The following is a 21,881-nucleotide window of genomic DNA, read 5'->3' as shown; positions in this document are numbered from 1 at the left end:
GATTATCAAAATTATCCTAACCCTTGCGTTACTTCACGGTCTGATTTCGGTTTACCTTCTTGGTATGCTTCTTTTCCCGCTTCATAAGCAGCAGCAATTTGAGATTTTTTTGCGCGGACAAATTCTTTCCCTTTATCAATTATTTCTGCGCCTTTTTCAACGGTTTTCTCATACGCTTCAACCGTTGCTTCTTTCAATTCTCCTGCTTTTTTAGCGAGCATTTCTCGAGTTTCTTTCCCGGATTGTGGTGCGTATAATAAAGCGATTCCTGCGCCGATAACCGCCCCGGCAGCAAAAGCTAATAAAATACTCCCCCAACATGTTTCGTGTTCATGATTCGACATATCTGTTATCCCTCCTTTCTCCGAACAAATAGGGTATTTACAAACGTTGCAATACCTTTTTTAACCGCATTGATATTGTTGAGAACATTAATGATCGGCAGTTCGATTTGGTCGTAGACTAACGAAGTTATCTGATGTGCACGCTCAGCAATGGTTCGGAAATTCTCTATCACTTTTTCAATAAGCGAAATTTGTTCTTTCAAACCAGCGGTGATTTGATTGATATCTTCAATAGTTTTCTTTGTTTGTTGAAGTAAAGGAACGAGCTCGCGGTCTATATGATTCAAAGTTTTTTCTGCAGTTGCTGCTGTTTGCCGGAGTTGTTTTAATACAGGGATAAGATAAAATAGTAAAATAACGAAAACTGTGGCTATAACCAATACTCCAAGAGCAATAAATGTTTCCATAAAATAGGGTTCCTCCTTAAAGAATTAACTATTTCAGATTAACATAGCCCGCCATACTTGTCAAGTCAACCTAATCGTGATATTATCATACATTATGCATCGAATATATATTCCTCCAGAATATGTTTCAGAAAATGAAATATTTTTTCCTGATGAACCGAGACATCGAGTAAGGAGTGTATTACGATTAAACTCCGGTGATATGGTGATTATTTTCGACGGGCATGGACAAGAATATCAGGTGGTACTAAATCAACTCGGTAAAAATGAAATTCGCGGTACTATTACATCCAAACGCATAATCAATCGTGAGCCGAAATTAGATATCACCTTACTACAAGGACTGCCAAAATCTGAAAAAATGGAATTAATTGTTCAGAAAGCTACGGAATTAGGAGTGTCTCGGATTATTCCAATTATCACCGACCGGACTATCCCAAGGTTAACTGCGGAAAAAGCGAATCTCCGAGTAGAACGTTGGCAGAAAATAGCGATTGCTGCTGCGGAACAGTCCGGTAGAACGCGAATTCCTGAAATCAAACCGCCGGTTCCGTTTATGCAGGGGTTAAGAAATAGTGTATCCGAGGAACTCCGATTATTTTTCTGGGAAGAAGAAAAGGAAAACACGCTCAAATCAATTTTAAAAAAACGACGGACATTAAATTCACTCGCATTGTTTATCGGTCCGGAAGGTGGATTCACTATGGCGGAAGCGGAATTAGCGAAACAAGCTGGTGCTCAAATTGTTTCGTTGGGTTCTCGAGTGTTACGAACAGAAACTGCAGCGATAGCCGTTTTAAGCATTTTACTTTATGAATTCGAGTAGGATAAGATATAATAATTATCTAATAGAATTTGGGGGGAAATGTATGACGATTAATGAAGTTCGCAAGATTGCAAAAGATAAAGGCATCAAACTCGCCGCTCGACAAACAAAAGCTGAAATCATCCGGATGATTCAAAAAGCGGAAGGGAATTTCGATTGTTTCGGAACCGCACAAGGTTATTGCGATCAGTTGAATTGTTTATGGCGGGAAGACTGTCTGAAATAAGCAAACGGCTTGTAATTAATGAAACGATATTGCATAACAATTTGTTTTTTTATTGATTTATTTCAGATTTGGAATCAATAATCTACAATTATAGTCCACTCATCCGGATAACTTCTAATCCATGTTTTTCTAGTTCCTTAATGAACGGATTTATTCCGACCGCATCACTGGCAATATGACCGGTGATAATTAAATTCCCGATATTTTCCGCTTGCAATTTGGTTAACTCCTCATGATAAATATGGATATAAATGACCGTAGATATGCCATATTGATAATAAGTTTTTGCAATTTCATAACCCCCGTTCGTTCCTGCACCGTGAACCACCACTACTCTTCCCGCAAGATTGGTTAGTTTTCCAAGTCGAAGTTCAATTTTGGTCACGGCTTTTTGAAATTCAGGCAGTTCCATTAAACAGCTAATTACATCCGCCACCGTTGAATCTGATTTTAACGAGTTATCAATCTGATTTTGCATAATACGGCGACCGAGTTCATCGCAGGGGTTATGAATATTCATATACGGCATATTTAACAATCGAGCTATTGACGGCTTATGGTCATAGTTCTGCATATGGTTATTAACTATAGATTTTTGATAGAGATTCTGTACGACTTTTTCTGCAACAAAATGCGGTACTCCAGCGTTAGTTAAAAAGTCTATATGACGCAAGACAATCGGGGCAAAATTCACCACAGCATGGTTTCCTTGTGGGTGGTGGGCGATAACACAATCGCAACCGAGCTGTTTTGCTAACAATAATTCAGGGACGCCCATATCAATTCCAATAGCGATTTTCTTGATATTTTCACCAGCAACATAAATTTCACTATCGCATGGAATCTCTTTATATCCGACTAAATCTAACGCAAGTTGCATGATTTCTGTTGTATTCATACTATTTTTCTCCTTTTCACATATAAAAGATAAAAAATTCTATGATATAAGTCTTGAATTTTCAAGGTAGAAAACGAATAATAACGAATTATAGATTTGAGTGTAGAAGAAATGTTTTATTTTTGATTATAAGATTGATTGATACCGCCAACCAGGCGGCGTCACCGTAGCGTACTATTTAAGAGTTTTGAGAATTACTTAAATTGCGACACACTTAAACTCCGCTGATTTATTAGTTTATTCAATTCATATTACGTTAAAATAATTAATAGAATTTATGATTACAAAAAATAATACCATTGCATTTTATACTTTTGGCTGTAAAGTAAATCAGTACGATACCCAGCGGCTGCGTGCGGCATTTATTGCTGCCGGATGGAAAGAAGTAAAAGCGCATGAAGAAGCACAGCTTTATGTCATTAATACCTGCACGGTTACGGCTGATAGCGACCGTAAAGCTCGACAATTAATTCGGTCAATTGCACGAAATCATCCGCAAGCAGAGATTATCGTTACTGGCTGTTCTGCGGAATTGTATCCTGCAGAATTAAAACAATTACCCAAAGTATCGTTTGTTTTAGGGAATAGGGAACAAGAACGAATCATCGAATTGATTAGTCAGAGAAACGGGATGTATCAAAAACCTGCTAAAACAATATTAACATCGATATCAGAGTTTGCTGGCCATACCCGAGCATTTATAAAAGTTCAGGATGGATGTAATGGGTATTGCGCATATTGTATCGTTCCCAAAGTCCGCGGGGAACCGAGAAGCAGACCGGAGCAAGAGATTATTCATGAAGTTGAATTATTAGCGCAAAAAGGATATAAAGAAATTGTTTTAACAGGAATTAGATTAGGTCTCTATGGTAAAGATAACTATGCTACTCCAGGAAGCAATTTATCTACGCTCATTTCAAAATTAACTGCGATTGATGGAATTAAACGGATTCGATTATCATCACTCGAACCGATGGATATAGAGTTACCCGCATTATTGGATGTGTTTAGGACTGAACCGAAATTATGTCACCATCTGCATATTCCGCTACAAAGCGGAAGTGATGAAATTCTATCCGCAATGCAACGAACCTATACTGTTCAGCAATATGAAGAAATGATCAATCGTATTCGGGAATGTATTTTTGATATTGCGATAACTACCGACATCATCGTCGGGTTTCCTGGTGAAACTGAAAAACATTTTCAACAAACAATAGAAATGCTTTGCCGTATTGGATTTGCAAAAACCCATGTGTTTCGATATTCTGTTCGTCCGGGAACCAAGTCGAGTATGATGGGAAATCAGATTGATAGCCAAATTGCAAAACAGCGCGTACGCCAGCTTATTCAGCTCGCAGAGGAAGTTGCCAGTGAATACAGAAAAAAATGGATCGGGAAGACAGTTGATGTTTTAGTAGAAGAAAAACTAGATAACAAGACCGGATTTTTAACTGGATTAACAAACCAGTATCTTCGCGTGAATTTCCCGGGAGATGCAACCTTGTTTAACCAGCTGATTTCAGTTACAATTGAACATATGAGAGGAATGATATTAATAGGAAGAAAATCTCATTAGGGAAGGATGGTAACCAATTCTATGAGTAAATTATTCCATGATGAACGAGTTTGTATCTTTTGTAAAATTGTTAACGGAGAAATTCCTTCACAAAAAGTGTATGAAGATAATGACCTACTTGCGTTTAAAGATATTCAACCAAAAGCGCCGGTGCATATTCTCATTATCCCTAAAAAACATATTCCAACCGTTTTAGAAGCACAAGAATCGGATGCGCGTTTACTCGGTAAGATGGTGTTAGTAGCCAATAAAATCGCACAGGACGAACGTATAGCCGAATCAGGGTTTCGATTGGTATTCAATTGCAATCGCGATGCGGGTCAGGCAGTATTTCATATTCATCTGCATCTCCTTGGCGGACGGCAGTTAGGTTGGCCTCCCGGTTAAAAATTGACTACCAAATGAATAAAAGGATTCAGGTTTGCTTTTTCGCTTTATCAAGGAAGTAGCGGATACGAGTAGCGAGATTGAGCGGGTCAAATGGTTTCGTAATATAATCTTCCATTCCCATTTTTTTTGCTTTTTCCATATGTTGCGGCTGATCAACTGCGGTAAGCATAATCACCGGAATATTTTTGGTAGTTTTCTTTTTTTTAAGCTGCTGATATACTTCAAAGCCGTCCATATACGGCATCATCATGTCTAATAGGATAATGTCCGGCTGTTCCAACTCTGCTTTTTCAATTCCTTCCCGCCCGTTATCGCAAGTTATTACTTCAAATCCTTCAAGATGCAAACTCATCTGAATGATAGCTAGGTTATCATATTGGTCATCAATTGCTAAAACTTTAATCATAGTTTAGAAATACTATACGATTTCTAATTTCAATTTCCCAATTTGAAATATTACTTCCATTCCACATCTTTTTTGGTGGACTCTTCACTTATGACCTTCTCAATATCCGGTCGGGTTTTCTTTTCAGTTGCACCAAATTTTAAAAGTATCTCTATGGTTTGCTGAAGTTCAATATGGTCGAATGGTTTGGTCATGTAAATTGTCGCACCTTTTTTTAATCCGAACTCTTTTTCTACCGGAGTACCTTTTGCAGTCAAGAATATTATTGGAATAGATTGCATCTGCGGATGTTTTTTCATACTTTCTACAAGTTGATACCCACTCATTTTGGGCATCATAATATCAATGATCGCTAAATCCGGCTGATATTTAAACGCTTTTTCTAACCCGGCCATTCCATCAGCAGCAGTGAGCACCTCATACTTTTCTGTGAGGAGAGTTTCAAGTATTCGGATAATATCTGGGTTATCATCAACAATAAGGATTCGTTTTTTAGCCATAATCATTTTTCTAAGGTAATAGCTGTACAACCATTCATATAGGGTTGTAATACCGGCGGAATTAAAATAGACCGGTCTGCTTGTTGAAAATTTTCTAAAATAGCAACAAAAGTTCTGCCGATAGCTAACCCTGAACCGTTTAATGTATGGACATATTCCAACTTTGATTTTGGATTGCGGCGAAATTTAATATTTGCTCTGCGTGCTTGGAAATCTTCGAAATTACTACAAGACGATATCTCACGATACGTTCCCGAACTTGGTATCCATACCTCAATATCATAACATTTTGTAGCGGCAAAACTCAAGTCGGCTGTACATAATAATACCACACGATAAGGTAGGTTGAGTAATTGTAACACCTTTTCTGCATCGGCGACGAGCTTTTCTAATTCATTATATGATTCTTCTGGTTTAACAAATTTAACTAATTCGACTTTGTTGAACTGATGGTTTCGAATGAGTCCTCTGGTATCTTTTCCTGCCGCTCCAGCTTCACGACGGAAACACGGTGTAAATGCTGTATAATACAGCGGTAAACTTGCTCCATCAATAATTTCATCTCGGTGGATATTGGTTAGCGGAACTTCTGCCGTGGGGATAAGATAAAATCCATCCGTTTCACATTTAAACATTTCATTTTCCAATTTCGGTAATTGCCCTGTTCCGGTCATACTTTGCTCATTAGCGAGAATCGGCGGAAAAATTTCTTTATACCCGTGCTGGGATGTATGCAAGTCAAGCATAAAGTTAATTAATGCGCGTTCAAGTTTAGCACCTAATCCTTTATAAAGCGGAAACCGAGCACCAGCGATTTTCGACGCACGCGGTAAATCAAGTATATCGTGGAGTTCGCCAAGTTCCCAGTGTGGCAGCGGGTCAAAGTTGAATTGCGGAATCTCTCCCCAACGCCGAATCTCTTGATTATCGCGTTCATCTTTTCCAATCGGAACAGTTGGATGAGGTACGTTCGGAACAGTTAAAAGTAACTGTTCAAGTTTCGCTTCTGTTAGACGAACTTTTTCGTCAAGCAGTTTGATAGTATCGGATACTGAGCGCATTGCGTTGATTTTTTCAGTTGTATCTTGGTTCATTCGTTTCAACATCGAAATTTCTTCCGAGGTTTTATTCCGTAATGCTTTAAGAGTTTCCACCTCGACCAAGAGTTTGCGTCGCTGTTCATCAAGGGATAATAACGTATCTAAATCTACCGATTGGTTTTTATTAGCGATACCAAACCGTACCCTATCAAGATTCTCTTTAATAAACTTAATATCGAGCATAATGAATATCTGATAATTACTAAATAATTAAAAATTGTATGATGTTATGAGAAATTAGTCAAATAGTAATAAATTAACCCGCTAAATTTTTATAAATAAAAAAACCCTAATTTATTTAACACATCTGAAATCCTAATTTACTAGCCTACCCAGCATCAGGATATTTACAAGTAATTCTATACGGATTAACCAACGAACAAAACTACTTAGACAATTTACAGAATAAAATTAGGGTTAACTCAAATAGGTTAAATTATCCTCTGAGTTAATACTGATATTTCATTACCACTTGCCTTACCGAAACTTACCCTGTGATCGCTATGTTCGGGTATAGTCAATGATTAAACTTTGGTTACGTTGATCGCTTGATATCCTTTTTCCCCTTTAACAATTTCAAATTCTACAGTTTGTCCTTCAGCAAGGGTTTTAAATCCGTCGCCTTGCACAGCAGAATAATGGACAAAAACATCTTCACCATTATCTTGCGCAATAAATCCGTAACCTTTTCGGTCATTGAACCATTTCACTCGCCCTTTAACTCGATCTGCCACGCGTATCGTACCTCCTTTCTGATAGAAAATAAAAAACCATCTTTCAAGTCATTCAAAGTTTCATGACAATAAGATGGTTTTGTATTTAAGCGAAATAATATTATGCAAAATAAAACAATCCACTGCTAATACCCGTTGCCGTATTTAATATACCAAGACAGTCAATATTTGTCAAGCTAATTTTATCATTCAGTATCTCTTCGTTAAAACTTGAAAAGCGGTATATGATTAATTTTAGCAATATTTTCGTAATAATTTCCAGAATAATTGTGAACTTAAAACGACCGTAATAATAATGATACCCTGTAATACTTCAATAAGCTCTTTCGGTACTAACGAATTTATGACTAATCCACCGTGACTTAAAGTACCAAATAATAACCCGGCGAAAAAAACACCAAACGGTTGATTTCTGCCTAATAAAGCGACGGCAATTCCCATAAATCCTATTCCGGAAGAAAAACCATCTTCAAAAAAATATTTGTATCCAAGAACAAAGTTAGTTCCAACCAAACCTGATAGTCCTCCGCTTAACATCATAGTAGATATGATGATATATTTGACATTAATTCCGGCACATTCTGCAGCACTCGGAGATAATCCTGTCGCGCGAAGTTCATAACCGTACTTCGTTTTATATAAGAGAATTTTGAGCAAAAATACGCAACCTATTGCGAGCAGTAAACTTGTGTTTGCTAAAGAACCTTGGAAAAAAGGGAGCCAGTTCTGGAGTCGAGGTAATCTTGCCGAAGGTAAAATTTCAGCTGTATGAACTGTTTGATCCAAATAAAAATAATGTTGTCCGAGAAACGCAACTAAAGCGACCGCAATGAAGTTTAGCATAATGGTATTAATGACTTCGTGAACACCAAGTTTCGCTTTCAGTAATCCGGGAATGAATCCCCAGATAGCTCCACCAATAAAGCCAACTACAATACATATTGGCAGTAAAATAATTTTTGGAAGGGTAGGGAACATAGCTCCCGTTATTGCAGTTAAAAAAGCGCCAAGATATAATTGTCCTTCAGCGCCGATATTAAATAGGCCTGCACGAAATGCAATTGCCACCGAAAGTCCTGTGAAAATTAATGGCGTTGCATTGAATAAAACTTGACCGATTCCATACCAATTTACCGTCTTAATTGTACCGAATGTTCCTTCAAGTAATAGTTGATAAACTAACACCGGATTTTTTCCGATTATTAATATAAAAATTCCGCCAATTCCCAACGATATCAATACGGCAACAATCGGGACAATGAAATCGGACACAATTCGGCTAGATAAAATCATTTTTTTATTCATGTTATAGATAATAAATCGTTCGGGTATACAACTATCGATTTATAAGCACCATCACCACAATCTTGGGATGATATGTAATATCTTAAAGATAAAACCGAATCCGATGGTAAAAATAACGCAGCTAATAAAACTACCTATTGCGAGCATTGTATAACTTTGTTTCCGACTTAGTTTTAAGATATGCGCTAGAAGTACCGCTGTCCACATGCCACCGCCGCAAGTCGGCATAGCTGCAACTAATATGACGCCTAGACCACCAAATGATTGAGCTAGTTTTCTGATTCTACTTTTTTCAAATTGTTCTTTTGTTGGCAATCGTTTGGTTAATAGGTTCAATATCGGAATTTTAGGAATTTCTTTTTCATATAAACGGAAAAATAACGGAATTTGTAGCAAATCCAACCCAAATACGGCGAGAAACACGACCCAAGTGCGAATGTGCAGAGCTAACGCTGCGGGAATAGATACCGCTCGACTAAAGAATATATACAGTAACAATGCGGTCAAATAGGAAATTAAAGTTTTCATATTATGACTCTGCTTGGAGAACACCGGTCATCATAAGTCCTAATTGGCGACTATCGGTTTGTTCGGCTGGGACTATCCCAACAATTTTTCCTTCATACATCACCGCAATTTGGTCTGATAACAATAAAATTTCTGATAAATCGGCTGAAACTAAAAGAATCCCCGCACCTTGAGTTCGTGCATCAATCAGCTGCTGATGTATATATTCAGTTGCACCGATATCTAATCCCCGGGTTGGTTGAGCGGCAATTAACAGTTTTGGCAACCGGGATAATTCCCGAGCAATAACCACTTTCTGCTGATTACCACCGGATAGATTCCGAACAAGAAAATATGGGTTCGTAGGTCGAATATCGTAAGTACGCATAAGCTTCTGCGCATTATCTTCAATGTTTTTTAATCTAAGGAAGCCGTGATGTGAAAAATTCGACTCCCAATGTCGACCTAGAATAAGATTATCTGAAATTGTATAATCTAGAATTAATCCGCGTTTAAGCCTATCTTCGGGAATATGTCCTATCGGAAGTTGTAGGATTTTTCGGGTAGGTAAATTCGTAATGTTAACATTTAAAAACCGAATGTAGCCAGAATGGATTTTTCGTAATCCGGTGATACATTCGATCAGTTCTGTTTGACCATTTCCTTCAACACCAGCAATACCAAGAATTTCGCCAGCACGTAATGTAAAAGATATGTTTTTTAATATCGTGATTTTTTGGGAATTAATCGCGGAAACTTTTTCAAGTTCTAATACAATTTCAGCAGGTTTCGCCGGTGGTTTCTGAATATGGAATAACACTTCGCGACCGACCATTAATCGTGCTACTTCTTCTTTCGTGGTTGAACGTGTTGTTAGACGTCCAACCACTTTCCCCGATTTCATAACGGTTATCCGGTCGCTTAATTCCATTACTTCATTAAGTTTATGCGTAATAAAAATAATCGTCTTTCCTTGTTGTTTAAATTGTTGAAGAATAGAGAACAGTTCATCAGATTCTTGTGGAGTAAGAACGGCAGTTGGTTCATCAAGAATAAGGATTTCTGCTCCTCGATATAACGTTTTAATTAATTCTACTCGCTGTGCTTGTCCTACACCCAATTGATAAATTTTACTTTCCGGGTCAATTTGGAGCCCATATTCTGTTGATACTGTTTTAACCTTTGCTTGAGCTGATAGCTTATTGAGCATATAAGCAAACCGGCGAGGTTCGTTACCTAAAATAACATTTTCCGTTACCGTAAAGGGTGGAATGAGCATAAAATGTTGATGCACCATACCAATCCCTTGACGGATGGCATCGTTCGGGTTATGAAAAGTAACCAAGTTGTTTTTGATATAGATTGAGCCGGAATCTGGATGGAGTAATCCATAGAGTATGTTCATTAATGTAGTTTTCCCAGCGCCGTTTTCTCCAACCAAAGCATGGATCTCTCCCGGTACAATGTCCAAATCCACAGCATCATTCGCGATAATTGAACCAAACCGTTTTGTTATCTGGCGCATTTGTACTATTGGAGAAAGCATGAATGAAGATACGAGTATCAAGTATCTAGTACTAAGTACCAAATGCTAAATACCGAGTACCAAATACCTATACCATGAATCTATTTTGGCAAGTCTTTTAACGTTGTTGGAACGACAATTTCACCTTTGATAATTTTGTCACGCAGCATTTCGACCTGGTGATGAACAGCTGGTGGAATTAGTGATTGGTTGTTTGCATCGTAAACATAGTCAATACCATTCGATTTTAAATCAAAGGTGTGTACTCCCCCATGAAATTGTCCTTCTTGAACGGATTTGATGGTTTGGAACACGGCTTCATCAACTCGTTTGACCATGCTAGTGAGGATAGTATGTGCTTCCTGCATTTCTTTTGGTGCAGTTTGGAATTGATCAGCATCAACTCCGATAGCATATTTCTTTTTTTGAAACGCGGCTTCAAAAACACCTAGACCGGTTGACCCTGAAGCATGGTAGATAATATCAGCTCCGTTATCATACATAGCTAGAGCTAGTTCTTTTCCTTTAGTTGGGTCTTTAAATGCGTTTCCGGTTAATCCAGCATAATTAGCAAAAACAACGCATTTCGGATTAACATATTTAACGCCCATTTTATATCCAGTTTCAAATTTTTCAATCAATGGGATTTTCATTCCACCGATAAACCCGACTTTGTTGGTTTTGGTTAGTAATCCTGCTAGTGCACCCACTAAAAAACTGCCTTCTTCTTCTTTAAATTTGAGTGCAACCACATTGGGAGGAATTTCTTTGTTTGGATCAACGGTATAATCTACACAGGCAAACTTTTTATCCGGAAATTCTTTTGCAATCGCATTGATATCGTCAGTAAATAGAAAACCGATTCCGAAAATAAGTTTTATTTCCGGATTCCGTGCTAATTGGCGGAGTTGGGTGGCGCGGTCAGTCGCTTGGGGGGTTTCGAGATATTCATATTCGATTCCCAGTTCTTTTCGTGCGCGTTCTAATCCTTCATATGCTGAATCGTTAAACGATTTATCACCGCGGCCGCCAATATCAAAAACCAATCCTACTTTCATTTTTTCTGAACCTGAAGTTGCCGGTTCCGGGGTTTTGGAACAACCATAGAAGCTCATCAATAATACTGCGATAATTAACCAAGAAATATATTTGTTGACCATAAGATATAGTTCCCCTTTATTACAGGATTTGATACATTACATATCTCTACCGTTAAGCATCAATAAAAAGACTAACCAATTCAAATTTGGTTACATCGACTAATCCTTTATCCGTTAATTTTAGTTCTGGTATAACGGGCAATGCTAAGAATGATAAGGTCATAAATGGGTCTTCCGGTAGTGCTCCGAGCGATTTTGCTGCACGATTCACCGCAGCAAGTTTATTTTTAACCTCAGGTAGTGGTAGTGGTGAAATTAACCCAGCAATTGGTAGGGGAAGTGATTCAATAATTTGTTGGTTATTAACAACAACTAATCCACCTTGCATTTTTATTATTTGCACCGCTGCAGTCAGCATATCTGTATCATTAGTTCCAACCACAATAAGATTATGCGAATCATGTGCGACACTGGTAGCTAACGCGCCTGATTTCAATCCAAATCCATGCAGTAATCCGAGTCCAATGTTACCGGAAGCATTATGTCGTTCGATGACCGCTAACTTTAATAAATCCCGGGTTGTATCTGCGACGACACATCCATTTTCGAGTTTTGGTTCAACAAGTTTTTGTCGCGTCGTTATCTGATGAGGGATAAGTTCGATGACGCGGCATTTTCCTTTTCCAGCAGGAATTTTGAAATCCGTTTCATAAAGCCATTTCACATTAATACTACTGCGCACATGCACCGGCGGTCGTGGTGTTTCCGGAACAATACAAACACCATTCATTGCCACTTTTTTCCCTTGTTTAAAGACCATATTTATGGTAAATGATTTCCAATCATCAATAACAACAATGTCAGCAATATATCCCGGCACAATCGCTCCAAGTTGACCTAATTTGAAATATTTCGCTGTATTAATCGTTGCCATCCGAATTGCTAACACCGGATGTATTCCCATCTCTATAGCAACTCGAATCATCGAATCTATATGGCCTTCGGTCATCAAATCAAAGGGTGTTCGATCGTCGGTAACAAACATTAATCGGTCAACGTTATAGGGGGTAACCAGCGGAAGTAAATCGCGGAGATTTTTTGTTACCGTTCCTTCTCGAAGCATAACATACATTCCCAACCGAAGTTTTTCGCGCGCTTCTTCAACGGTAGTACATTCATGGTCACTGGCGATTCCGGCAGCGATATAGGCATTCAACTCTTTTCCAGATAAACCAGGTGAGTGTCCATCGATTCGTTTCTGTCCCGCAATTTTAAGTTTATCTAACACATCACTATCTTGGAGAAGAACTCCGGGGTAATTCATCACCTCTGCAAGTCCCAGAACCCATTTATCATTAAAAAACGAAAATAAATCGATTGCTTTTAATTCCGCACCAGCGGTTTCGAGATGCGTCGCTGGCACACATGAGGGAAGCATGATGTACACACTAATCGGATTATATTTACTTGATTTAAGAATATATAAAATACCTTCTGCACCGAGAACATTAGCTATTTCATGCGGGTCAATGATAATCGTTGAAGTTCCGTGGGGGACAACCGCTTTCGCAAATTCCGAAACGGTTACCATAGAACTTTCGAGATGCAGATGGCCATCAATAAAACCTGGAGCGATATATTTTCCAGTAACATCAATTTCTTCTTTACCATGGTAAGACCCTATACCTGCTATTTTATCTTGGAAGATAGCGACATCTGCCGGATATATTTCTCCGGTTAATACATTAACTATCTGACCATTTTTAAGAACAATATCTGCTGGAATATCGCCTTTGCTAACACTAATTAACGTTTCTATACTCATAACAATTGAATGAAGTTAAAATAAATAAATTAATTCAGGGTGAAGTGATATAATTCCAGGTGTAGTTGTGCAATATCATAGATATCCATATACCATAGATATGCTAATCGCGTGAGAATCACATAACTAACCTGTCACCGTTTAAGTATAATCTAACACTATGATGTGAATATTCCTTAGTTATTAGGGAACTTGTTAATACAAGTATTCATTATATTTTAGATTTACCTGTATCCGAAGCGATAGTTTGTTCGGGGAAAGTTGTCCCCGAATTTATGTTCCGAAAATAATCAGAAGCCTTCAAAATATTAATCGCTTGAACGAGTTCGACATCTTCTACCATTTCTTTTTCGGTGATAATTTTTTCATTTTCAATTTTAACTTTTGGAACTTTTAAATCTCCAAGGGTTCCCTGTGCCATTAGTGCCATTTCAACTTCTGGCGGAACTTCTACTTCAATGTTAGGGACAATACCACCTGTTGTCGGTTCTGATGTAGTCCGATGAATACTTTTTCCACTCGGTGTATAATATTTTGCGGTGGTTAACCGTAATCCACAGTTACCACTTAAATCCATTACCGATTGGACTGAACCTTTTCCAAAAGTTCGTTTTCCTTTAGGACCAATAATGACACCTCGTTTCCAGTCCTGTAAAGCACCAGCGACAATTTCTGAAGCACTCGCGCTTCCTTCATTAACCAAAACAGCTATCGGATATTTCAAAAATTTCGGTTGTTCATCCGTAGATTTATATACGCTATCTTGTCCAGGAGCACGCCCACGGGTACTCACAATGATCTTGTTTGCGGGAAGAAATAAATCGCTAACGGCAACCGCTGATTTCAACAAACCGCCAGGATTATATCGAAGGTCTAATATGATTGCGGACATTCCTTCCTTTTCCAATTGCGTTAAGATTCGTTTTAAATCCTCCGGTGTTTTTTCGCGAAATTCAGTGATACGGATATATCCAATAGAATCGGTAATAAGTTTTCCACGAACACTTTCCAGTTTAATAATATCGCGAGTTATGGTGAATGTTAATAAATCTTTCTGCCCTTCTCGAGCGATTTTTAATGTTACCTGGGTTCCTTTCGGACCGCGCAGTTTTTTTACCGCATCTTCTTGTGTAATTCCTTCAGTGCTCTTTCCATCAATTTCAACAATGCGATCGTTGGCTTTAATCCCCGCACGAAATGCCGGTGTATTTTCTATCGGTGATTCTACAGTTAACCAACCATCCCGAATTGTTATTCGAATACCCAGCCCGCCAAATTCGCCCCGAGTGTCAATCTCTAGTTCTTTTAATTGGTCGGGTTCCATAAACTGGCTATACGGGTCGAGCGTGCGTAACATACCGCGAATCGCTCCACGAACCAGTTCTTTCGGCTGAACTTCTTCAACATAATTCGATTGGATACGAGCGAGTACTTCACTAAACAGTTTGAGGTTCTCATATAACTCGGTTTGTTGCGCAGATTTTGGTTTTGAAAATCCACTGCTTAATAAGAGACTAAGAACTAAGATAAGAACTACGAGTCCGAATATTTTTAACGCCCGAGATAAAAAGGTTTTGTTCATAGAAATTTTCTCACTTTTCTTATCCATTAGGTTTTAGATTAGCTAATACGCCAAGCCGACTGGAAGCTTCAGCTGCCCAACCTGAATTTGGATAGGTTTTTATTACGCGATTGTAACATTCTTTCGCTTTCATTAAATTTCCGGTTTGTTCATAGCTCTTTCCGAGTTGAACTAAAGCTTCTGAAATTAAAAAACTATCTGGCTGATGGTTTACCAACTGGTCAAACGCTGCAATGGCTTTTGGGAAATCGTGCCGGTTTAAGTAGATATAGCCAAGTGATAATTGTGCCCATGCAGCGATAAATCCGCGCGGCGACTTTTTTAGAATCTCTTGGTAAGTATTAATAGCATCGTCAGTTCTATTCAAGCGAAAATAAACATCGGCTAGATAGAGTCGGGCATATTGACCTGATTTGGTTCGGGAATATTTTTCTGAAACCGATTTAAATTTTTCAATACATTGAGTATAATTAATTGTCTGCGTTGCTCGGTCTTGGCTCTGAAATGCATTGTGATAGAATTGAATCCCTTCTAACAGGCTTAATTCAGCAGATTTTTGCTGTTCTTTGAAATAGGAAATACTTGCATAAATGAGAAGTATCCCAACTACCGTTGCAACGACCGGGATAATGACTTGTTTTGGATGAGTTCGGGTGTATCGAATGGCATGGTCAACAAAAATTGCTAATTCGTTTTTTTTCAAAGTTTTTTTATCAAGTTTTATATGTTTTGCATCGGCCATAAGTCGTTTGGTATAAACTCCTCTTGATAAGATAATTAAAATATAGATTTAAAATCACAACAAATAAAAATAAACAATTTCCCTTTGATTTGGAACGCCCGGGGGGAATTGAACCCCCGGCATGCGGTTTAGGAAACCGCTGCTCTATCCAACTGAGCTACGGGCGCACCATACATCGAAATTCCAAAATCCAAATTCCAAAATTCCAATAGATTGCAAATTCCAAGTTCTAGTCTTTCAGGGTGTTGTTTGGAGTTTGATGCTTGGAACTTGGAATTTATTGGGGTATAGTGCGCTAGTACCTTATCAATGACCGATAAGGATAATTTCCTAATTTTTGTCGTCCCTGTAAAAAGGTTAACTCAATTAGCGTGACAATTTCAACGATTTCACCTTGCAACTTATTAACTAGTTCAATAGTTGCGCTTAATGTTCCGCCAGTCGCTAGAACATCATCTATGATGACCACTTTCTGTTTCGGTTCGATTGCATCTTGATGAATTTGCAAACTATCAGTTCCATATTCTAATTGATATGATGCGGTAACCGTTTTCCAAGGGAGTTTACCAGGTTTACGAGCTGGAACGAAGCCAACCCCGAGACGATACGCAACTCCGCTCGCTAAAATAAATCCACGGGATTCGATGCCGACAATTAAATCTACCGGTTGGTGTAAATACGGTTCACTTATCCAGTTAATTGCTGCAGCAAATGCAGTTTTATCTTTTAATAAAGGAGTAATATCGCGAAAAATAATTCCGGGTTTCGGCCAATCCGGTAAATCACGAATATATTGGACTAAATTCAGTGGCATACCATAAAAAGAGTTAGGTCATCCCACACAGTGTATTTGGATAAGTTCGATAAGATAAGACTATTGTTGTTTCATGGATAGTAAAATTGTCCAGTCCTAATATGCGGTGCGGAATGACCTAACCTATGTAAATTTAAAATGTTTATATATTCTAAGCTTCAAACCGACTCGAATAGTGTCGTTTCTGTTTTTTCCGTAACGCAGCGATTTGTTTCTTCTTTTTACGAATGCTAGGTTTATCGTAGTATTCGCGTTTTTTAAGTTCTTGCATTAACCCCTGTTTTTCGCATTCTTTTTTGAACCGACGCAATGCTTTATCGATAGTTTCATTGTCCATCACTTTAACTTCTGGCATCCATAGTCCACCCCCTATTCTCTCTTTTATCCTTATCACTATATACTTATGATGATATATAATTTATGTATAGATTATAGCTAGAATTCAGCTTTTTTGTCAATTAATATTAATAGTTATCAGAATAAATAATAAACTGGTATATAAATCTCAATAATTATGTAACTTTTTGTTGACGATATTCTTTACTTTGTGTTATTTTATATAGTGTAAAAATGTAATTACATTTTTATTGTTTTTGATTTTCTAGTAAAGGAGGTGAAAGTTATAAATGAGTAAAAAGAATTTTGGATTTACGTTAATTGAGTTATTGATTGTGGTAGCGATTATTGCGATTCTCGCTGCGATAGCGATACCGAACTTTCTCGCCGCACAGACTCGAGCAAAGGTAACCCGAGCGAAAGGTGAGATGAAATCGTTAGCCACGGCGTTGGAAGCGTATTATGTAGATAACACGGCATATCCGGATGATTTGATATTACACAGTGGTGGTTGGCCATGGTATGTTCCGGATTGTATCAGTACGCCGGTAGCGTATATTGCCAGTGGTAAGCTTCGAGATTTAATGCGACCGATTGGAATTTATGGTGGGATGTATCCTGGGGACCGTTATCGGTATATCAATTATGATTGTGAAGTAAATGGGCACTATGATAACCGATACGGAGCTAACTGGCCAGATTTGGTTGGTCGAGAGTCGGCTAAAAAAGGTCGGTGGAATTATGGTAAATGGCGGTTATCTTCTTGCGGACCGGATGGCACCGCAGGTCCTTATGCAGGGTTGATCTATAAAGGCGTGACTATTCCGCCGCAATATGTTTGGGATGCTAATGCGCTTCTATACGATCCAACCAATGGCACGATGAGTTGGGGTGATGTGATTCGTTCGCAGAAAGAAGCTGACCATAGAACGGAATACGGTTCACTAACAGACATGGGTGTGGAATAAAATTTTTTCAAAGGTTGATAAAGGAACGAATACTTTTGTATTCGTTCCTTTTTTTTTACTAATTTATCCGTCCAATGGATTTTAATCTTTCCATACAGAACCTACATATCTAAAACAAATTATTTTTAAAAGTATAGGGGGTGAATTAAAATGAAACTTAACAAAAAGAATTTTGGGTTTACGTTAATTGAGTTGCTGATTGTGGTAGCGATAATTGCGATTCTCGCTGCGATAGCGATACCGAACTTTCTCGCCGCACAGACTCGAGCAAAAGTATCTCAAGTTAAAAAAGAGCACCAAACAATTGCTACGGCACTTGAATCGTATTATGTAGATAATACATTTTATCCGCTAGATTTTTTAGGTTGGCCTCCAGCATGGCCATTCTATTTGCCGAATGCCATAAGTACACCGATTACATATATTACAAGTAATAAACTCTATGATCCTTTTGCTGTGTTGAGAAATCCTGGTGGTTCAACTGAACGAATTGGTGAACGATATCGGTATGTAAATTGGGCGACGCGTGGAGGAAACGCTACGGTTACCTATCCACAAGGGACCGAAGGTGATGGAATGTGGCGGTTATGGTCACTTGGTCCGGATCGGGATTCGGAAACAGCAGAAAATCAATATTACGACCCATCAAATGGAACGGTTAGTAATGGTGATATTTATCGTACCCAGAAGTATGGTGTTGGTCGAGCGGGATTTAACCAATAGTTTCTATTAAACGAGTATATCAGATTTTTACCTTGAACATATAGATTCGGTCTAAAAGGAACGAACGAGGTAGTCTTTGTTCGTGATTTAATATACGCACTTTTAAAATTTATGGCTGATGTTTAGAGTTATACCTTTTTATGAAAAATATAAAACATCCCAATTTGATTGCTTAACTTAAAATTAGCTATTATGTATTGTTTTAAATACGGAAAATCATCTAATCGAGAGTTTGTTCCTAGCCAAGATATATCTTCTAAAACGACTAATTCTACGCCATTTTTCTTCAAATCATTAACTATCCAGTTGTCTAACTCATTGTGTTTCAATGATAAGGAATAGGTCAAATCTTTATGAAACCATAATACGGGTTGTGGAGATGGTAGATTCAGTAATCCATAAATTATTGTATAATCCGGAAAGATAAATACTGATTTATTCTGCTGTTTGAGATAATTAAGCAGATATACAAAATCCTCTTCTTTTAACAGTCTGCCATAGATATGGGTAGGATTTCCCCAACGTAGTATGGATAATTTATCTTCAACGCAATAATGTGGAAATTTTGAATTAGTGAATACATCATGTACATTGCGGTTTAATCCAACAGATATACCTTGAATTACCAGCCACAATAGGATTAATCCTAGAATTAGTTTTATACTAATAGTAACTCCGGTTCGTTTAAATTCTTGTGGTAGAATATTCCGAAATTGTAAGGAGGATGATATTCGTAACCATAATCCAATACCAATAGCTGCGATTATCCCAATAAAGGGAGCGCCATTTTCCGGTTGGTTATTAGTCGTATGAGTAAATAAATATTGTGCGATTAGTAATCCGATTCCAAGTAAACCTGCATATATTTCTCTCGTAAAATATTTTTTTCCTCGATGTAAGTTATACCAATGTAGTGAAATGATATAAGTGGCACTACTAAATGTAATAAGCGAAATAAAAGTATGTTCTTTCGGCGCGAAATCAAATGGCGGGAAAAAGTCTGTTTTGAAGTTCCCCAAGCGTGAGATACCGAGTCTCAATGGAATAATAAAAAAGTAATTCATAAAAATCGATATATCAGCATATCGCCATAACCAGAAAGTAAATATTACTATACCGCATAGTACACCTGTTAAAAAAAACAGAGTATGCTTAATTTTCTGTTTCCAACCAATCTTTAAGGGAAACAACAGAAATAACAAATACACAGAAAACATAGACAATCCAACGTTTTGTTTGCTTAGAAACGAAAGAAATGCGCTTACTCCGGAAATAAACATCCCCCAAGAGGAATATTCCTTTCGCCATCTGTTATATAACATAGAACCTAATAAGGTTATAATTGATAATATAGCAAAGAAAAATGCGGTTTGTTCAAACCAAGGAGTACCGAATGGCGGTTGAAACCAAAACAAGGTGATTATACCGCATAGATAGGCAAGATATTTTTGCTTTGGGAAAAGAAAATATAATATCAATATACTTCCTAGTGTAGCTAAAACATTGATAACCGCAGCGTTTAAAATATATGAAAAATAGTTAATACCAAATAATTTAAAAAATATCGCTTGAATCCATAGGGTAGTAGGTCCAAAGGGAAGAATAAAATCTTTAAACGGAATTTGACCGGAAAGAATTCGATATCCGCCATCGAAAACTATCGATTGGTCAAAGGGGAAAAAACCACGTTCTCCAGCTTTAATAGCCCAAATAAATGAACTGATGCCTAGGATTATTATGAAGATAATATGAATAATTTGGATAGAAATTTTACGCCAAATCATAGAAAAGATTGAAAATTAATAATTATATAATTATAAAATATTTTTTATTAATACGACTACTTATTGAAAATCAAAGAAAGATTATATTGTTGTTATTTTTTCAACTACAGTCATTTTCAAATATAAGCTACCAGATTATATTTTTTAAGTTCATTGTATTTTTTACAATTGTAAATCTAGAGAGGAACCCGAATTGATCAGATCAATTCGGGTTTAAGTCCATCATTATACCTGATTGACCTTGAACTTTGCTCCTGTGGTGAAAAATTTAAGGTGACAGAGATAGACAATCTACCGTCAGTGACATCAATATGTTGAATTCGGTTCTGAATTAGCTAAATTCAAATTTGAATCTTTCCATGTTGATTAAATATTTATATTTATAACAACGTCGAATTGTTTTTCACAGAAGACAAATTCAAGTAACGAATTTTGATAAATTGTCAGAATCTCGTTTCCTAGTAGAAATGGTTCTTATTGTACCTTAACTTGAAAATAACGCTAATTGCGTAAAATTCAATACTAATATATGACGACAGGACAACCTGAAAAAAGCTAATTCTTTTTCTAAAATATCACTCAATATAATAATCAAAAATCAAAAAAACACTTGACACAGAAGACTGAATTAGATTATAATTTTTAGTAAGAATATACATAGGGAAATACTACAAAGCGTCAGGCTGTAACCTGCCAAAAATAATTTCAAAAAAAGTTGTTATTTTCTTATTTTCCCTCTTGACAAATTATAATATTGTGATATAATATTTAACTCGGCTCACTAAATGAGCTAAACTTTAATCGGATAAGTTTGTTTAATCCGGTTGGTCTTTGAAAACTAAATAGGATGGAAAATATACGGTCCCAAACGTTGATTCAGTTTGAGTAGAACAAAGTTAATTTGTTCAGTTTATTTGAGCGAGAGACAAACTTATTCTGCAACGATAACGTTGCAGTCCAATTTATCTTGGAGAGTTTGATCCTGGCTCAGGACTAACGCTGGCGGCGTGCCTAACACATGCAAGTCGAGCGAGAAAGTCTCCGCAAGGGGATGAGTAAAGCGGCGAACGGGTGAGTAACACGTAGGTAACTTGCCCTATGGACTGGGATAACCTCGCGAAAGCGGGGCTAATACCAGATGATATCCTGAAAACATAAGTTTTCGGGACCAAAGATGGCCTCTGCGTGCAAGCTATCGCCATAGGAGAGGCCTACGGCCTATCAGCTAGTTGGTGAGGTAACGGCTCACCAAGGCGAAGA

The 21,881-nt window shown here is 37.5% G+C and carries 22 protein-coding genes, 1 tRNA gene, 1 rRNA gene and 1 pseudogene; 7 read left to right on the top strand and 18 right to left on the bottom strand.

Annotated elements, in window-relative coordinates; all coding sequences use genetic code 11:
- Positions 1-11 precede the first annotated feature (11 nt).
- Both N3A72_10770 and N3A72_10765 read right to left on the bottom strand, forming a co-directional pair.
- Positions 12-344: a YtxH domain-containing protein gene (locus N3A72_10770; GenBank protein MCX7920064.1), complete on the bottom strand. Its 333-nt coding sequence runs from the start codon at positions 342-344 to the stop codon at positions 12-14.
- A 5-nt stretch (positions 345-349) separates the two neighbouring features.
- Complete coding sequence (locus N3A72_10765) at positions 350-751, bottom strand: DUF948 domain-containing protein (protein ID MCX7920063.1); 402 nt, start codon at positions 749-751, stop codon at positions 350-352.
- Positions 752-845: 94 nt separating this feature from the next.
- On the opposite strand from N3A72_10765, the gene N3A72_10760 reads away from it, so the two are divergent.
- Both N3A72_10760 and N3A72_10755 read left to right on the top strand, forming a co-directional pair.
- Positions 846-1,577: a 16S rRNA (uracil(1498)-N(3))-methyltransferase gene (locus tag N3A72_10760; GenBank protein MCX7920062.1), complete on the top strand. Its 732-nt coding sequence runs from the start codon at positions 846-848 to the stop codon at positions 1,575-1,577.
- Positions 1,578-1,620: 43 nt separating this feature from the next.
- Positions 1,621-1,803: a Rho termination factor N-terminal domain-containing protein gene (locus N3A72_10755; protein MCX7920061.1), complete on the top strand. Its 183-nt coding sequence runs from the start codon at positions 1,621-1,623 to the stop codon at positions 1,801-1,803.
- Between the two features lie 88 nt (positions 1,804-1,891).
- On the opposite strand, the gene N3A72_10750 is transcribed toward N3A72_10755, so the two are convergent.
- A complete protein-coding gene (locus N3A72_10750; protein MCX7920060.1) occupies positions 1,892-2,701 on the bottom strand; it encodes a hypothetical protein in 810 nt (269 codons plus the stop codon).
- A 277-nt stretch (positions 2,702-2,978) separates the two neighbouring features.
- Between N3A72_10750 and mtaB the strand changes: the two genes are divergently transcribed.
- Complete coding sequence (gene mtaB / locus N3A72_10745; protein ID MCX7920059.1) at positions 2,979-4,280, top strand: tRNA (N(6)-L-threonylcarbamoyladenosine(37)-C(2))-methylthiotransferase MtaB; 1,302 nt, start codon at positions 2,979-2,981, stop codon at positions 4,278-4,280.
- Positions 4,281-4,301: 21 nt separating this feature from the next.
- Entirely contained in the window at positions 4,302-4,667 is a 366-nt protein-coding gene (locus tag N3A72_10740) for a histidine triad nucleotide-binding protein (GenBank protein MCX7920058.1), read from the top strand.
- Between the two features lie 28 nt (positions 4,668-4,695).
- Here the strand turns inward: N3A72_10740 and N3A72_10735 are convergent, their stop codons facing one another.
- From N3A72_10735 to rpsU, 14 genes are all read right to left on the bottom strand, one after another.
- Complete coding sequence (locus N3A72_10735) at positions 4,696-5,076, bottom strand: response regulator (GenBank protein MCX7920057.1); 381 nt, start codon at positions 5,074-5,076, stop codon at positions 4,696-4,698.
- 50 nt (positions 5,077-5,126) lie between these two features.
- Positions 5,127-5,576 (bottom strand): response regulator, encoded by a 450-nt coding sequence (locus tag N3A72_10730; protein ID MCX7920056.1) that lies wholly within the window; start codon positions 5,574-5,576, stop codon positions 5,127-5,129.
- A 2-nt stretch (positions 5,577-5,578) separates the two neighbouring features.
- Positions 5,579-6,859 carry a serine--tRNA ligase gene (gene serS / locus N3A72_10725; protein MCX7920055.1) on the bottom strand — a complete coding sequence of 427 codons (1,281 nt, stop codon included), beginning with the start codon at positions 6,857-6,859 and terminating at the stop codon, positions 5,579-5,581.
- A gap of 341 nt (positions 6,860-7,200) precedes the next feature.
- Entirely contained in the window at positions 7,201-7,410 is a 210-nt protein-coding gene (locus N3A72_10720; GenBank protein ID MCX7920054.1) for a cold-shock protein, read from the bottom strand.
- Between the two features lie 234 nt (positions 7,411-7,644).
- Positions 7,645-8,715, bottom strand: coding sequence for an ABC transporter permease (locus N3A72_10715; GenBank protein MCX7920053.1), 1,071 nt, complete (start codon positions 8,713-8,715; stop codon positions 7,645-7,647).
- Positions 8,716-8,766: 51 nt separating this feature from the next.
- Positions 8,767-9,243: a small multi-drug export protein gene (locus N3A72_10710; protein ID MCX7920052.1), complete on the bottom strand. Its 477-nt coding sequence runs from the start codon at positions 9,241-9,243 to the stop codon at positions 8,767-8,769.
- A 1-nt stretch (position 9,244) separates the two neighbouring features.
- Positions 9,245-10,747: an ABC transporter ATP-binding protein gene (locus tag N3A72_10705; GenBank protein ID MCX7920051.1), complete on the bottom strand. Its 1,503-nt coding sequence runs from the start codon at positions 10,745-10,747 to the stop codon at positions 9,245-9,247.
- A gap of 101 nt (positions 10,748-10,848) precedes the next feature.
- Entirely contained in the window at positions 10,849-11,907 is a 1,059-nt protein-coding gene (locus N3A72_10700; protein MCX7920050.1) for a BMP family ABC transporter substrate-binding protein, read from the bottom strand.
- 52 nt (positions 11,908-11,959) lie between these two features.
- On the bottom strand, positions 11,960-13,672 hold the full coding sequence (ade, locus tag N3A72_10695) for an adenine deaminase (protein MCX7920049.1): 1,713 nt from the start codon (positions 13,670-13,672) through the stop codon (positions 11,960-11,962).
- A 211-nt stretch (positions 13,673-13,883) separates the two neighbouring features.
- The gene (locus N3A72_10690) at positions 13,884-15,254 is read right to left on the bottom strand and encodes a S41 family peptidase (GenBank protein MCX7920048.1); all 1,371 of its coding nucleotides are present in this window, start codon (positions 15,252-15,254) and stop codon (positions 13,884-13,886) included.
- A 19-nt stretch (positions 15,255-15,273) separates the two neighbouring features.
- Positions 15,274-15,996, bottom strand: a complete 723-nt coding sequence (locus N3A72_10685; protein MCX7920047.1) for a tetratricopeptide repeat protein — start codon at positions 15,994-15,996, stop codon at positions 15,274-15,276.
- A 90-nt stretch (positions 15,997-16,086) separates the two neighbouring features.
- A tRNA-Arg gene (locus N3A72_10680) sits at positions 16,087-16,163 on the bottom strand.
- Between the two features lie 128 nt (positions 16,164-16,291).
- The gene (locus N3A72_10675) at positions 16,292-16,804 is read right to left on the bottom strand and encodes an adenine phosphoribosyltransferase (GenBank protein ID MCX7920046.1); all 513 of its coding nucleotides are present in this window, start codon (positions 16,802-16,804) and stop codon (positions 16,292-16,294) included.
- A gap of 157 nt (positions 16,805-16,961) precedes the next feature.
- Positions 16,962-17,165 (bottom strand): 30S ribosomal protein S21, encoded by a 204-nt coding sequence (gene rpsU, locus N3A72_10670; GenBank protein MCX7920045.1) that lies wholly within the window; start codon positions 17,163-17,165, stop codon positions 16,962-16,964.
- 271 nt (positions 17,166-17,436) lie between these two features.
- On the opposite strand from rpsU, the gene N3A72_10665 reads away from it, so the two are divergent.
- A complete protein-coding gene (locus N3A72_10665) occupies positions 17,437-18,114 on the top strand; it encodes a type II secretion system protein GspG (GenBank protein ID MCX7920044.1) in 678 nt (225 codons plus the stop codon).
- Positions 18,115-18,264: 150 nt separating this feature from the next.
- Positions 18,265-18,369 (top strand): annotated as a pseudogene (locus N3A72_10660) (prepilin-type N-terminal cleavage/methylation domain-containing protein).
- Positions 18,370-18,965: 596 nt separating this feature from the next.
- Here N3A72_10660 and N3A72_10655 read toward each other — a convergent pair.
- On the bottom strand, positions 18,966-20,621 hold the full coding sequence (locus N3A72_10655) for a glycosyltransferase family 39 protein (protein MCX7920043.1): 1,656 nt from the start codon (positions 20,619-20,621) through the stop codon (positions 18,966-18,968).
- Positions 20,622-21,585: 964 nt separating this feature from the next.
- Here N3A72_10655 and N3A72_10650 point away from each other — a divergent pair.
- Positions 21,586-21,881: ribosomal RNA gene (locus tag N3A72_10650) — 16S ribosomal RNA — on the top strand; the annotation flags it as partial.

Source organism: bacterium (assembly GCA_026416715.1).
Taxonomy (GTDB): Bacteria; UBP4; UBA4092; order JAOAEQ01; family JAOAEQ01; genus JAOAEQ01.
Note: the sequence above shows the minus strand (reverse complement) of the source record. Positions and strands in the feature narration are given on the sequence as shown.